Here is a 13,013-nt window from a genome sequence, read left to right as displayed (position 1 = left end):
GGTCGTTGACGCATTTTGGCTACAGGCGACCCGAGCCTGTGGACAAACGGTTCTGCTGCCCCTGAGATGAAGACAGGACGTCCATGAAGGGGAGGCAGGACGATATGTCGGGCGAACAGATGGCCAATCCGGACGGCAAACCCCAGGCGCGCCCGCTGGACGACATCGACCGCGACATCCTGCGTCTGCTCCAAATGGACGGACGCGCCTCCATACGCTCCGTGGCCGAGCAGGTGCACGTCTCCCGCGCCAATGCCTACGCCCGGATCAACCGCCTGATCGACGACGGAGTGATCCGCGGCTTCAGCGCCCGGGTGGACCAGGAGCGGGCCGGGCAGGGCGCGTCCGCGTACATCACACTGAAGATCGTCCAGAACTCCTGGCGCACCGTGCGCGAAGAGCTCAGGCAGCTCCCCGGGGCCACCCACATCGCCCTGGTCAGCGGGGACTTCGATGTGCTGCTGCTGGTGCACACCGAGGACAACCGCTCACTGCGCGAGCTGGTCCTCACCCGGATCCAGGCCATACCGGAGGTGCTGAGCACCCGGACGCTGCTGGTCTTCGAGGAGACGGACCTGGACTCGGAGCCGTAGCGGGGCCGGGACCGGGCGCGGGTGTGGCATGCCGGGGCCGAACGCGGGTGTGGCGTGCCAGGACCGGGCACGGGTGTGGCGGCCAGGCCCCGGCGCGGGCATACCGCCCCGCGTGCGTCGCGCGTCAGGCCTGGGTGCGTAGCCCCGCGAAGGCCGTACGGATCACGGCCTCGGCCACCTCATGGGAGGTGGCGGCCCCGCCGCGGCCCGGCCGGTACCACTCCACAATGGAGTTGATCATGCCGAAGAGCAGCCGGGTCGCCAGCCGGGCGTCCACGTCGGACCGCAGGTCTCCGTCGGCCGCCGCCCGCTTGAGCAGCTCGGCCACCTGGTGGTCGAACTCCCGGCGCCGCTCCATGGCCCACCGCTCGGTGTCCGTGTTGCCCCGGACGCGCAGCAGCAGCGTGACGTAAGGCAGCTCCTCCATCAGCACCTCGGCGGTGCGCCGGGCCACGTGCTCCAGCCGCCCGATCGCCCGTCCCTCGCGTGCGGCGGGCTCCTGGAGGATGCCGAACAGCCCGTCCAGGGCACGGCTTATGGCCAGCCTGAGCAGTTCCTCCTTGCCCTTCACATGGTGGTAGATGGAGGACTTGGAGATCCCGGCGGCCCGGGACAGGTGCTCCATGGAAGTGCCGTCGTAGCCGCGCTCGTTGAACACCTCCACGGCGACCGCGAGCAGCGATTCGGGCGTGTAGGTGTCGCGCTTGGCCATGGTCATGATTAGAGCAGCCTCTCATTGGCGGCCGCACGCCGGATCAGCGCCTGGGAAGGGGCGTAGCGGCCGGTCGGACAGGCGTGGTGGAGGTTGCGCAGGGTGTCGCGCACCCAGCGGGCGCCGAGCGCGCGCCCCCAGGCCAGCGGTCCGCGCGGGTAGTTGACGCCGGTCAGCATGGCGGTGTCGATGTCCTCGGGGCTCGCCACGCCGCGGGCGACGGCGTCCTCGGCGAAGTCCACGAGCATCGCGACCGTGCGGGCCACGACCATGCCGGGGACGTCCTGGACCACGCTGACCTCCTTACCGAGCGCCTGGAACAGGCCGATCGCGGACCGCAGGGACTCCTCGGGGGCGGCCGTGGACGCCGCCAGGGCGACCCGGGTGGCGGTCCGGTAGTCCAGCGCCAGGTCGAAGCGGACCGACGCGGCGAAGGGGTCGCCGGTGGCGGTCGTGCCGTCGGCCAGGGACAGGCGGGTGCCGTCGGGCAGTGCGAGATGAGCCCCGACGGGCTCGCGGGTCACCGGGATGCCCGCCTCCTCGAGGAGGCCGACCAGCCCTTGCGCGGGCCCCAGGTCGCCGTGGAGGGCGACCTTGCCGGGCGGCTCGCACGGCTCGGCGGTGTGCGGGGCGGGCCGCCCGACGCCCTCGGCGTGGTCGTACCAGCCGTGACCCGTCTTGCGCCCGTGCCGCCCGGAGGCGACGAGCTGCCGCTGGGCGAGTGACGGGGTGAATTTCGGATCGTGGAACAGCGCTTCCCACACGGATCGGGTGACGGCCTCGTTCACGTCCTGGCCGATCAGGTCGGTGAGCTCGAAGGGGCCCATCCTGAAGCCGCCGGACTCGCGCAGCACGGCGTCCAGGGTGGCGGGGTCGGCCACGCGCTCCTCGTACGCCCGGAACGCCTCGGCGTAGAAGGGGCGGGCGATCCGGTTGACGATGAACCCGGGGGTGTCGGCGCAGCGCACCGGGGTCTTCCCCCAGGCCGCGACGGTGGCGTGGGCACGGTCGGCGGCGGTCTCGTCCGTGGCGGCGCCGCGCACCACCTCCACCAGCGGCATCAGCGGGGCCGGATTGAAGAAGTGCAGACCGAGGAGGCGTCCGGGGCGGCGCAGGGCGCCCGCGACCGCGGTGACGGAGAGGGATGAGGTGTTGGTGGCGAGCAGACAGCCGTCGGAGACCACCGACTCCAGCGCGGTGAACAGCTGCTGTTTGGCGTCGAGTTCCTCCAGGATCGCCTCGACCACCAGCTCCGCCTCGGCCAGGTCCGCGAGGTCGGCGACGGGGGTGAGCCGGCCGAGCGCGGCGTCGCGGTCGGGGGCGGTGAGGCGCTCCCTGGCGACCAGCCGGCCGAGCCGGTCCGCGATGGCGTCGGCGGCCCGGGAGGCCCGGCCGGGCGCGGCGTCGTAGAGCCGTACCGGATGGCCCGCGGCCAGCGCCACCTGGGCGATCCCCTGGCCCATCGTGCCGGTGCCGACGACGGCGACGAGGCCGGCGCGGTCGATCCCACCGTCGATCGCAGTCATGCCGCAGATCCTTTTCGACGAAGTTGTCCACAGGTACGCCAGGCCCTCTTGTCCCGACCGATCGTTCGGTTACTCTAACCCTGTCGCCCATTCCAGCCCAGCCCCAGCTCGACGAGGAGTTGGTCAGTCGTGACCGCCGCACTCACCACCGCGCAGTTGACGCAAGAGCACCGCCCCACCCTCGACCAGGCCCTGGAGGCGATCCGTACCCGCGCCTATTGGTCCCCGCACCCCGAGCACCCGAAGGCCTACGGCGGCGAGGGCCAGGGCGGGCGCCCGAGCCTGAGCGTCGCCGAGGGCCAGGCGGCGTTCGAGGCGCTGCGCGGCAAGCGCTTCGAGCTGGAGCAGCCGGGCACCGACGGCTGGGCGGGCTCCGAGGTCTCTCCGTTCGGAGCGGAGATGGGCATGGAGTATCCGCATCCGGACATCGAGGTGCTCCTCCCGGCGATGCGGGCGGGGATGCCCGCCTGGCGGGATGCCGGTCCCGAGACGCGGGCCATGGTGTGCCTGGAGATCCTGGCCCGGATCGGCGCCCGGTCGCATGAGTTCGCCCAGGCCGTCATGCACACCAGCGGACAGGCGTACATGATGGCGTTCCAGGCCGGTGGCCCCCATGCCCAGGACCGCGGCCTGGAGGCGGTGGCGTACGCGTTCGCCGAGCAGACCCGCACTCCGGCCGCCGCCGACTGGTCCAAGCCGCAGGGCAAGCGCGACCCGCTGCGCCTGCGCAAGACGTTCAAGGCCGTGCCGCGCGGTGTCGCGCTGCTGATCGGCTGCAACACCTTCCCGACGTGGAACGGCTATCCGGGGCTCTTCGCCTCGCTCGCCACCGGCAATCCGGTGCTGGTCAAGCCGCACCCGCAGGCCGTGCTGCCGCTGGCGCTGACCGTCCAGGTGGCGCGCGAGGTGCTGAAGGAGGCGGGGTTCAGCCCCGATCTGGTGGCGCTGGCCGCCGAGCGGCCGGACGAGGGAATCGCCAAGGTCCTCGCCATCCGCCCCGAGATCCGCGTCATCGACTACACGGGGTCCACCGCCTTCGGCGAGTGGCTGGAGACCCACGCCCGCCAGGCCCAGGTCTTCACGGAGAAGGCGGGGGTCAACACGGTGGTGATCGACTCCACCGACGACTACCAGGGCATGCTCGCCAATCTGGCCTTCTCCCTGTCCCTCTACAGCGGCCAGATGTGCACCACCCCGCAGAATCTGCTGATCCCCCGCGACGGCATCGCCACCGACGCCGGTCCCAAGACCTATGACGAGGTGGTGGCCGACCTGGCGGCGGCGGTGGACGGGCTGCTGGGCGACGACGCACGGGCGAGCGCGCTGCTCGGCGCGATCGTGGGCCCGCGGGTCCAGGAGCGGCTGGAGGCCGCCCCCGGTCTGGGCGCGGTCGCCCTGGCCTCCCGCACGGTGACCCACCCCGACTTCCCGGGCGCCACGGTCCGCACACCGCTGATGGTCAAGGCGGACGGCGCGCGGAAGTTCTGGGAGGCGGCGGACGCGGACGCGCCCTATCTGGCCGAGTGCTTCGGCCCGGTCTCCTTCGCCGTCGCCGTCGCCTCCACCGAGGACGCGGTCGCGCTGCTGCGCCGGACCACCCGGGACAAGGGCGCGATGACGGTCGGGGCGTACACCACCTCGCCGGAGGCGGAGCGGCTGATCGAGGAGGCGTGTCTGGAGGAGTGCGCCCAGCTGTCGCTCAATCTGACCGGCGGGGTGTATGTGAACCAGACCGCGGCCTTCTCGGACTTCCACGGCACGGGCGGCAACCCGTCGGCCAACGCCGCGCTGTGCGACGGGGCGTTCGTGGCCGGCCGCTTCCGGATGGTCGAGGTCCGCCGCCCGGCGGAGTAGCGGGCCCAGTGGGCGGGGCGTGCTCCCGCATGCCCCGCCCGGACGTGGCCTAGGCGGGGCCGCCCCAGTGGAAGAGGGCCATGGCCACGCTGGTGGCCAGGTTGTAGCTGGACACCTGTGGCCGCATGGGGAGGGCCACCAGCCTCGTGGCCCGCTTCCGCAGCTCCGGCGAGATCCCGTGCCGCTCGGAGCCGAAGGCGAGCAGCGCATCATCGGGGATGGTCAGGGACCGGATGTCCGCCCCCTCCGGATCCAGGGCGTACAGCGGCCCCTCCGGAAGCGCGTCGCCCGGCAGCCGCTCGACCGCGGTGGCGAAGTGAAGCCCGGCGCCCGAGCGCACGGCGTTCGGATGCCAGGGGTCGATATCGCCGGTGGTGACCACGCCCGTGGCCCCGAACCCGGCGGCGAGCCGGACCACGGCCCCGACGTTCCCCAGGTTGCGGGGGTTGTCCAGGACGACCACCGGGGCCTGCCGGGGCCGCCGGGACAGCTCGTCGAGATTCGCCTGGCGGCCGCGCCGGACCGCCAGGGCGGCGACCCGTGTGGGATGCACCCTCGGCACCAGATCGCGCAGGGTCCCGGCATCGACCTCCACCAGAAGGTCCGCGATCGCCTCGGTGAGGTCGTCGGCCAGGTCCTCGGCGAGTTCCACGGCGGCCGCCTTGTCACTGGTGACCGCGGCACGCACCGACGCGCCGAAGCGCAGCGCGTGCTTCAGCGCGTGGAAGCCGTCCAGCAGCACGGTGTCGGGGGCCGTCGCGCGCCAGTGCCGTACGGCCCGCGCGGACTCCTCATCGATCATCCCCTCAGCGTACGAGGGTGCCGGCCGGGGACTCCTCGTCGCTCCCCCGCGCTCGCTGCCCCGGCAGCCACACGGCGCGCGCCGCCAGCCGGCCCCGGGCCCGGCCCAGCCGCGTCTCGGCCCAGCGCAGGACGTTCGTCGGCAGGAAGACCGAGTCCGCGGCGATCACGGCGAGGGAGAAGAAGGGCAGCCCCAGCAGCACGGCGATGCCGAGGTGCTCCATCATCAGCAGGACGAGCATCGCGTTCTTGGCCCGCCGGTTGAGCAGGGTGAACGGGAAAGCCACCTGGACGATGACCGTGCCGTAGGTCAGCACCATCACCAGGGTGCCGCTGGACGCCACGATGTCGGCCAGCCAGGGCCAGGGCGAGAAGTAGTCCAGATGCAGCGGGTAGTAGAGGGCGGTGCCGTCCTGCCAGCGCGAACCCTGGATCTTGTACCAGCCGGCCGAGGCGTACAGCAGACACACCTCGGCCATGATCACCAGCAGGGCGCCGTTGTGCGCCACATTGGCGAGCGCGTCCAGGACGGTGCGCGGCTCCCCCGGCGCGTAACGCCTGACGAACCACCATCCGGCCTGGACGAGCCACAGCCCCCACAGGACGGTGCCCCAGCCCAGCCCCGGCAGCGGGCCGTCGGCGGTCAGGGAGAGCCGGGCCCCGGTGAACAGCTGCGCCCAGAGCAGGGCGGTCCCGGTGACGGCCCACAGCACGATTCCGGTGGTGTCGCGCGGCGGCCATTCGCGGTCCGCGCGCCGGGCCGCCCGGCGCGCGTCCAGGGACCACACCTGACCGCACCGGGTCAGCACCAGATACATCGACATCAGATGGATGAGGTTGTCGCCGCCGTCCCCCACGAAGATGCTGCGGTTCTGCAACGACAGCACCCCGATCATGAACAGTACGGACATGGTGCGGGTGCGCCAGCCCACCAGCAGCAGCGCGCTGGAGACGATGGCGAGGGCGTAGACGATCTCGAACCACACCGTGCTGTCGGACCACATGAGCGCGGTGAAGGCACGGTTGCCGTCGATCAGCCGCGCGGCCATCTCCCAGTTCCACGGGCCGTCCGGCCCGTACAGCTCCCGGCGGTGGGGCCATTCGCGCACCAGGAAGAGCAGCCAGGTGAAGGAGAAGCCGATGCGCACGACGGCGCTCTGCCGGGGGCCGAGCGCGGACGCGGTGACGCGCGTGTAGCCACGCGCCACGGCGGTCTGGAGGCGGGCGGAGGGGGTCACCGGCGCTTCGCCTCCGGGAGGTCATCGGAGGTCACGGTCCACCACGGCAGCGTGCGGTAGACCGTCTTGGTGTCGATCTTCTCGTCGCTCCAGGGCGGCGGGGCCACCGGAGTGGTCGCGGAGCGCACCTGTATTCGCTCCACGGTGCCGCCGTCCTCCTCGCGGCCGAGGCGGAGCATCACGATCCGGCGGATGTACTGCTCGGAGAGGCTGCCGCGCATCCCCTGCGGCCGCTCCCGCACATCGTGCGAGCCGACGTAGAACTCCCAGCCGCGGCGCAGTTCGTTCTGCTGGGTGTGGCTGGGCAGCGGGTTGTGGTGGATGGCCGCGCCGTCCTGGGCGGAGAGGTCGCGCCAGCCGGTGGTCGCGGTGCCGCCGTCGGGGGTGCGGATCTCGGCGCGGGCCTGGACGGCGATGTTCTGCTGGAGCGGGTTGGGGGCGAAGAGCTTCCAGACCCGTTCGAACTCCGGATAGACGTAGTCGTCTATCGCCGCGCCGTGCCGCTTGGTGAGGGTGTTGGGCGGTGAGACGTTCAGGAAGGCCGCCGAGAGATGGATCGCGGCGGCGACGGCGGCGACGGCGATGGCCACCGCGATGATCAGCTGTGCGGGCAGGGAGAGCGCGGTGAGCGGTTCCTCCGCGCCGCCATCCGGCGCCGGTGCCGCCTGCTCCGGGTCCGCCGGTTCCGATTCCCCCGGCTCCGGTCCCGTCGGCTCCCGTTCCGCCGGTTCCGGCTCCGTGTCCGCCATACCCCGCCCCGCTCCCGATGGTCCAGGTCTTCGCGCACGCCGGTCGACCGCGCGCCCCCGTGGCCCCCACGCCCCCGGCACCGTACCGATGCGGAACCACTCGGCACAGCGTCCTCAGCGTTATCCACAGGGTTGACACCCTACGTTCCTCAGCACACCATTGAACCGAACGATCGGTCGGTCGGCTGGCCGGTCGGCGGAGACGAATGGCGGAGGGGCTTCGCATGACGACGATGGCGGCGGACGCGGGAGCGTACGAGGCGGTGTTCGACGCCGCCCTGGCCGCGGACGAGCGCATCGAGCCGCGTGACTGGATGCCCGATGAGTACCGGGCCACGCTGGTGCGGCAGATGGCCCAGCACGCCCACTCCGAGATCATCGGCATGCAGCCGGAGGCGAACTGGATCACCCGCGCCCCCTCGCTGCGGCGCAAGGCGATCCTGATGGCCAAGGTCCAGGACGAGGCGGGCCACGGCCTGTATCTCTACAGCGCGGCGGAGACCCTGGGCACCAGCCGGGACGAGCTGCTGGACAAGCTCCACAGCGGCCGCCAGAAGTACTCCTCGATCTTCAACTACCCCACGCTGACCTGGGCCGACGTCGGCGCCATCGGCTGGCTGGTGGACGGCGCCGCGATCACCAACCAGGTCCCGCTGTGCCGCTGCTCCTACGGGCCCTACGCGCGGGCGATGGTCCGCATCTGCAAGGAGGAGTCCTTCCACCAGCGCCAGGGGTACGAGCTGCTGCTGGCCCTGAGCCGGGGCACCGAGGCCCAGCACGCCATGGCGCAGGACGCGGTGGACCGCTGGTGGTGGCCGTCGCTGATGATGTTCGGCCCGCCGGACGACGCCTCGGCCCACTCCGCGCAGTCCATGGCCTGGAAGATCAAGCGCCACTCCAATGACGAGCTGCGCCAGCGCTTCGTCGACATCTGCGTCCCCCAGGCAGAATCCCTCGGCCTCAGCCTCCCCGACCCCGAGCTGCGGTGGAGCGAGGAACGCGGGCACTACGACTTCGGCCCGATCGACTGGGACGAGTTCCGCGAGGTGCTGCGGGGAAACGGGCCGTGCAACGACCAGCGGATCACCCAGCGGCGCCGGGCCCATGAGGAAGGCGCCTGGGTGCGCGAGGCGGCCGCGGCGTACGCGGCGAAGCACGAGGAGGCACAGGCATGAGCGGCGGCCCGAGCGCCGAGTGGCCGCTGTGGGAGGTGTTCGTCCGCAGCAGGCGCGGACTGTCGCACACCCACGCCGGATCCCTCCACGCCCCGGACGCGGAAATGGCTCTGCGGAACGCACGGGATCTGTACACCCGCCGCTCCGAGGGCGTCTCGATCTGGGTGGTGCCGTCCGCCGAGATCACCGCCTCCTCCCCGGATGAGCGGGATCCGTTCTTCGAGCCGGCCGCCGACAAGCCCTACCGCCACCCCACCTTCTACGCGATCCCGGATGGGGTGCGGCACCTATGAACGCGGCCCTCGCCCTGGGCGACGACGCGCTGGTGCTCTCCCACCGGCTGGGGGAGTGGGCCGGGCAGGCGCCCGTGCTGGAGGAGGAGGTCGCGCTCGCCAATATCGCACTCGACCTGCTCGGCCAGGCCCGGGTGCTGCTCTCCCTCGCCGGCGACGAGGACGAACTGGCGTATCTGCGCGAGGAGCGGGCGTTCCGCAACGTCCAGCTGGTCGAGCAGCCCAACGGGGACTTCGCCCGGACCATCGCCCGCCAGCTCTACTTCTCCACCTACCAGGAGCTGCTGTACGAGCGGCTGGCGCGTGGCTCCGGCCCCTTCGCCCCGCTCGCCGCCAAGGCGGTCAAGGAGGTGGCCTACCACCGCGACCACGCCGAGCACTGGACCCTGCGGCTCGGGGACGGCACGGAGGAGAGCCATGAGCGGATGCGGCGCGGGCTGGACGCGCTCTGGCGGTTCACCGGTGAGCTCTTCGAGCCGGTCGAGGGGTGCGAGGTGGAGTGGCACACCCTGCACGACACCTGGCTGACCCGGATCACCTCGGTCCTGGAGCGCGCCACCCTGACGGTGCCCGAGGGGCCGCGGCGCGACGGCTGGGCGGCCGGTGCGGGGCGCCAGGGCATCCACAGCGAGCCGTTCGGCCGGATGCTCGCCGAGATGCAGCATCTGCACCGCAGCCACCCGGGGGCGACATGGTGACGCCCACGCCCCCCGCCGCGCCCACTCCCCCCGCGTCCGGCACCGGCCTCACCCCGCTGGAGGAGGAGCTGCTTCGGCTGGCCGGATCCGTACCGGACCCGGAGCTGCCGATGGTGTCCCTGGCCGAGCTGGGGGTGATGCGGGGGCTGCGGCTGCTGGGTCCGGGCCGGGTCGAGGTCGAGCTGACCCCCACCTACACCGGCTGCCCGGCGCTGGAGTCAATGGCCACCGATATCGAGCGGGTGCTCCATGACCATGGCGTCCCCGAGGTCGCCGTGCGCACGGTCCTCTCCCCGCCCTGGACGACGGACGCGATCAGCGCCGAGGGCCGCCGCAAGCTGGCGGAGTCCGGCATAGCGCCACCCGCGCCGCTCGACGCGACGGCGGGCGGTCCGGTTCCGGTGGCCCTGGCGGTGCGCTGTCCGCACTGCGGCTCGACCGAGACCGAGCTGCTCAGCCGCTTCTCCTCCACCGCCTGCAAGGCGCTGCGCCGCTGCGCGGCCTGCGGCGAACCGTTCGACCACTTCAAGGAGTTGTGATGGCCGCGGAGGCGGTGAAGCGGGTCACGCCCCGCCACGGCGCGTTCCACCCGCTGCGGGTGGCCGCGGTCGACCGGCTCACCGATGACGCGGTGGCGGTCACCCTCCTGGTGCCGCCCGCGCTGCGGGAGACGTTCCGCTTCGCGGCGGGGCAGCACATAGCAGTGCGCAGGTTCGCCGAGGGCGCGGAGATCCGCCGGACGTACTCGATCTGCACTCCGGCCCCGGGCGCGACGGGTCCGGAGTTCCTGCGGATCGGGGTGCGGCTGGTCGAGGGCGGTGAGTTCTCGACCTATGCCCTCAAGGAGCTGGCGGTCGGCGAGGTCATGGAGGTGATGGCCCCGGCCGGCCGTTTCGTCCTGGAGCCCCGCCCCGGTCACTTCGCAGCGGTCGTCGGCGGCAGCGGTATCACCCCCGTGCTGTCCATCGCCGCCACACTGCTCGGCCGACAGCCCGAGGCACGTTTCTGTCTGGTCCGCAGCGACCGCACCGCGGCCTCGACGATGTTCCTGGAGGAGGTCGCCGACCTCAAGGACCGCTGGCCCGACCGGTTCCAGCTGGTGTGCGCGCTCTCCCGGGAGGAGCAGCAGGCCGGGCTGGTGTCCGGGCGGCTCGACGAGGAGCGGCTGACCGGACTGCTGCCGGCGCTGCTGCCGGTCGCCTCGGTGGACGGCTGGTTCCTGTGCGGGCCCCACGGTCTGGTGCGCGCCGCCGAGCGGGCGCTGCGCGGCCTCGGGGTCCCCCGCGGCCGGGTCCACCAGGAGATCTTCCATGTGGACGCCGCCCCCGCCGAGGGCGTCCCCATACCGGGCGCGGCCCCGGGCGCCTCGCACAGCTCGGTCACGGCGACCCTGGACGGCCGCTCGGGCACCTGGCCGGTCCAGGACGGGGAGCCGCTGCTGGAGACGGTGCTGCGCAATCGGTCCGACGCGCCGTACGCGTGCAAGGGCGGGGTCTGCGGCACCTGCCGGGCCTTCCTGGTCTCCGGCGAGGTGCGGATGGACCGGAACTTCGCGCTGGAGCCGGACGAGCTGGAGGCGGGCTATGTGCTGGCCTGTCAGTCCCACCCGGTGGGCGAGCGGGTGGAGCTGGACTTCGACCGCTGACCGGCCCCGGCGCGGCACCGGCGTTCCCTTCTCGTAGAACCTGTTCTATCTTGACGGGCCGTCAGATATAGCCGCGGCGCGGGAGGTACGGACAGTGGACTTCACCTTCACCGAGGAGCAGCAGGCGGCCGTCGAGGCGGCGAAGGCCGTCTTCTCCTCCGTCACGCCGGACAGTGTGCCCAGCCCCGCGCTGACCGCGGGCGCCGTCGCCGACGACTTCGACCGCGCGCTGTGGCGGAAGCTCGCCGAGGGCGATCTGCTGGGCCTGACCCTCGACCCCCGGCACGGCGGCTCGGGCCTGGACCCGCTCGCCCTCTGCCTGGTGCTGCGGGAATCCGGCAGGGTGCTGGCCCGGGTGCCGCTGCTGGAGTCCAGCGCCGCCGCGCTGGCCGTGCAGCGCTACGGCGGGGACGAGCTGTGTGCCGAGGTGCTGCCCCGGGCCGCCCGCGGTGAGCTGGTCCTCACCGCGGCCTCCAGCGGCCGCACCGGCCATGGCCCGGCCGAACTCGCCGTCCAGGCACGGCGGAACGGCGAGGGCTGGGTGCTGGACGGCGTCCAGACCGCGGTCCCCTGGGCCCATGGCGCGGATCGCGTACTGATCCCGGCCCACACCGGGGAGGGCGGTACGGTCCTCGCCCTGGTCCCCCGCGACCATGAGGGCATCGCCCTCGAGGAGCAGATCTCCACCAGCGGTGAGCGGCAGGCCGAGGTCAGGCTGGACGGGGCGCGGCTCGCCGACCGCGAGGTGCTGACCGCCGACGGCGCCTGGGAATGGCTGCGCGATCTCCTCACCACCGGCACCTGCGCCCTCGCGCTGGGCCTCGGGTCGGCGGTGCTGGACCTCACCAGCTCATATGTGAGCGATCGCGAGCAGTTCGGCTTCCCGCTCGCCACCTTCCAGGCGGTCGCCGTGCAGACCGCCGACCGCTATATCGATCTGCGGGCCATGGAGGCCACACTGTGGCAGGCGGCCTGGCGGCTGTCCCTGGACGAGGAGCGGCCCACGGTGAGCGGAGCGCTGCCCATCGCGGGAGACGTCGCCGTGGCCAAGATCTGGGCCGCCGAGGGCATGCGCCGCGTCGTCCAGACCGCCCAGCATCTGCACGGCGGCTTCGGCGCGGTCACCGACTACCCCCTGCACCGCTATCACGCCTGGGGCAAGCAGCTCGAGCTCTCGCTGGGATCCGCCGCCGCCCATGAGGAGGCACTGGGCGAGCTCCTCGCCGCCCACCCCCTCGGCTGATCGCCCGCCACTCGGCCGACGCCCACCCCTCGCCTGACCGGCGCGCCCCGCCGATCGGCGGAGAAGGCCAACGGGGAAGGCCGGCGAAGAAGGTCAGCGGGGAAGATCAGTAGGGGAACTTCTAGAGCACAAAGGCCCCTTCGGCGGTGCCGTCGGGGCCGCTCACCATCGGCCGGCCCGCCGCGTCCCAGGCGAGCATCCCGCCGTCCACGTTCACCGCGTCCAGCCCCTGCGCGACCAGATACTGCGTCACCTGCGCGGAGCGGCCGCCGACCCGGCACATCACATGCACCCGGTGTCCCTCGCCAACCGCCGCGGTCAGTTCGTCGAACCGCGCCACGACCTGGCCCATCGGGATGTGCAGCGCGCCCTCGACATGCCCGGCCGCCCACTCGTCGTCCTCCCGGACGTCCAGCAGAAGGCCATCGGCCGGTACCGCCGCCGCCTCCACCCGAGGAAGCTGGGCAAAATGCATCGGACACACCT

14 protein-coding genes are annotated in these 13,013 nt (G+C 72.4%); 8 read left to right on the top strand and 6 right to left on the bottom strand.

Annotation, left to right across the window (positions count from 1 at the left end; translation table 11 throughout):
* Nucleotides 1-104 precede the first annotated feature (104 nt).
* Entirely contained in the window at nt 105-593 is a 489-nt protein-coding gene (locus tag ACJX2R_RS27320; protein ID WP_262701959.1) for an Lrp/AsnC family transcriptional regulator, read from the top strand.
* A 124-nt stretch (nt 594-717) separates the two neighbouring features.
* On the opposite strand, the gene ACJX2R_RS27315 is transcribed toward ACJX2R_RS27320, so the two are convergent.
* Both ACJX2R_RS27315 and ACJX2R_RS27310 read right to left on the bottom strand, forming a co-directional pair.
* Nucleotides 718-1,311, bottom strand: coding sequence for a TetR/AcrR family transcriptional regulator (locus ACJX2R_RS27315; RefSeq protein WP_413102307.1), 594 nt, complete (start codon nt 1,309-1,311; stop codon nt 718-720).
* 2 nt (nt 1,312-1,313) lie between these two features.
* Nucleotides 1,314-2,831 (bottom strand): 3-hydroxyacyl-CoA dehydrogenase, encoded by a 1,518-nt coding sequence (locus ACJX2R_RS27310; protein ID WP_413102306.1) that lies wholly within the window; start codon nt 2,829-2,831, stop codon nt 1,314-1,316.
* Between the two features lie 129 nt (nt 2,832-2,960).
* Between ACJX2R_RS27310 and paaN the strand changes: the two genes are divergently transcribed.
* Nucleotides 2,961-4,685 carry a phenylacetic acid degradation protein PaaN gene (gene paaN, locus ACJX2R_RS27305; protein WP_413102305.1) on the top strand — a complete coding sequence of 575 codons (1,725 nt, stop codon included), beginning with the start codon at nt 2,961-2,963 and terminating at the stop codon, nt 4,683-4,685.
* Nucleotides 4,686-4,734: 49 nt separating this feature from the next.
* Here paaN and ACJX2R_RS27300 read toward each other — a convergent pair whose 3' ends face one another.
* The 3 genes from ACJX2R_RS27300 to ACJX2R_RS27290 are packed head-to-tail and all read right to left on the bottom strand — an operon-like array spanning nt 4,735 to nt 7,473.
* Nucleotides 4,735-5,487, bottom strand: a complete 753-nt coding sequence (locus ACJX2R_RS27300) for a TrmH family RNA methyltransferase (RefSeq protein WP_413102304.1) — start codon at nt 5,485-5,487, stop codon at nt 4,735-4,737.
* 4 nt (nt 5,488-5,491) lie between these two features.
* Nucleotides 5,492-6,724, bottom strand: a complete 1,233-nt coding sequence (locus tag ACJX2R_RS27295; protein ID WP_413102303.1) for an HTTM domain-containing protein — start codon at nt 6,722-6,724, stop codon at nt 5,492-5,494.
* Nucleotides 6,721-7,473, bottom strand: coding sequence for a DUF5819 family protein (locus ACJX2R_RS27290; protein WP_413102302.1), 753 nt, complete (start codon nt 7,471-7,473; stop codon nt 6,721-6,723). Before ACJX2R_RS27290 ends, ACJX2R_RS27295 begins: the two co-directional genes overlap by 4 nt.
* A 224-nt stretch (nt 7,474-7,697) precedes the next feature.
* Here ACJX2R_RS27290 and paaA point away from each other — a divergent pair, with 224 nt between their 5' ends.
* From paaA to ACJX2R_RS27260, 6 genes are all read left to right on the top strand, one after another.
* A complete protein-coding gene (gene paaA, locus ACJX2R_RS27285) occupies nt 7,698-8,648 on the top strand; it encodes a 1,2-phenylacetyl-CoA epoxidase subunit PaaA (protein ID WP_413102301.1) in 951 nt (316 codons plus the stop codon).
* Entirely contained in the window at nt 8,645-8,941 is a 297-nt protein-coding gene (gene paaB, locus ACJX2R_RS27280; protein ID WP_413102300.1) for a 1,2-phenylacetyl-CoA epoxidase subunit PaaB, read from the top strand. The genes paaA and paaB overlap by 4 nt, the downstream gene beginning before the upstream one ends.
* Nucleotides 8,938-9,639: a 1,2-phenylacetyl-CoA epoxidase subunit PaaC gene (gene paaC / locus ACJX2R_RS27275; protein WP_413102299.1), complete on the top strand. Its 702-nt coding sequence runs from the start codon at nt 8,938-8,940 to the stop codon at nt 9,637-9,639. The genes paaB and paaC overlap by 4 nt, the downstream gene beginning before the upstream one ends.
* A complete protein-coding gene (paaD, locus tag ACJX2R_RS27270; RefSeq protein ID WP_262701968.1) occupies nt 9,633-10,178 on the top strand; it encodes a 1,2-phenylacetyl-CoA epoxidase subunit PaaD in 546 nt (181 codons plus the stop codon). Before paaC ends, paaD begins: the two co-directional genes overlap by 7 nt.
* On the top strand, nt 10,178-11,284 hold the full coding sequence (locus ACJX2R_RS27265) for a 2Fe-2S iron-sulfur cluster-binding protein (RefSeq protein WP_413102298.1): 1,107 nt from the start codon (nt 10,178-10,180) through the stop codon (nt 11,282-11,284). Before paaD ends, ACJX2R_RS27265 begins: the two co-directional genes overlap by 1 nt.
* Before the next feature lie 94 nt (nt 11,285-11,378).
* The gene (locus ACJX2R_RS27260) at nt 11,379-12,527 is read left to right on the top strand and encodes an acyl-CoA dehydrogenase family protein (protein ID WP_413102297.1); all 1,149 of its coding nucleotides are present in this window, start codon (nt 11,379-11,381) and stop codon (nt 12,525-12,527) included.
* 121 nt (nt 12,528-12,648) lie between these two features.
* Here the strand turns inward: ACJX2R_RS27260 and ACJX2R_RS27255 are convergent, their stop codons facing one another.
* Nucleotides 12,649-13,002, bottom strand: a complete 354-nt coding sequence (locus tag ACJX2R_RS27255; RefSeq protein ID WP_413102296.1) for a rhodanese-like domain-containing protein — start codon at nt 13,000-13,002, stop codon at nt 12,649-12,651.
* Between the last annotated feature and the right edge of the window lie 11 nt (nt 13,003-13,013).

The organism is Streptomyces sp. Inha503 (assembly GCF_047215865.1).
Lineage (GTDB): Bacteria > Actinomycetota > Actinomycetes > Streptomycetales > Streptomycetaceae > Streptomyces > Streptomyces lycopersici.
This window is presented reverse-complemented; position numbering and strand designations above follow the sequence as displayed.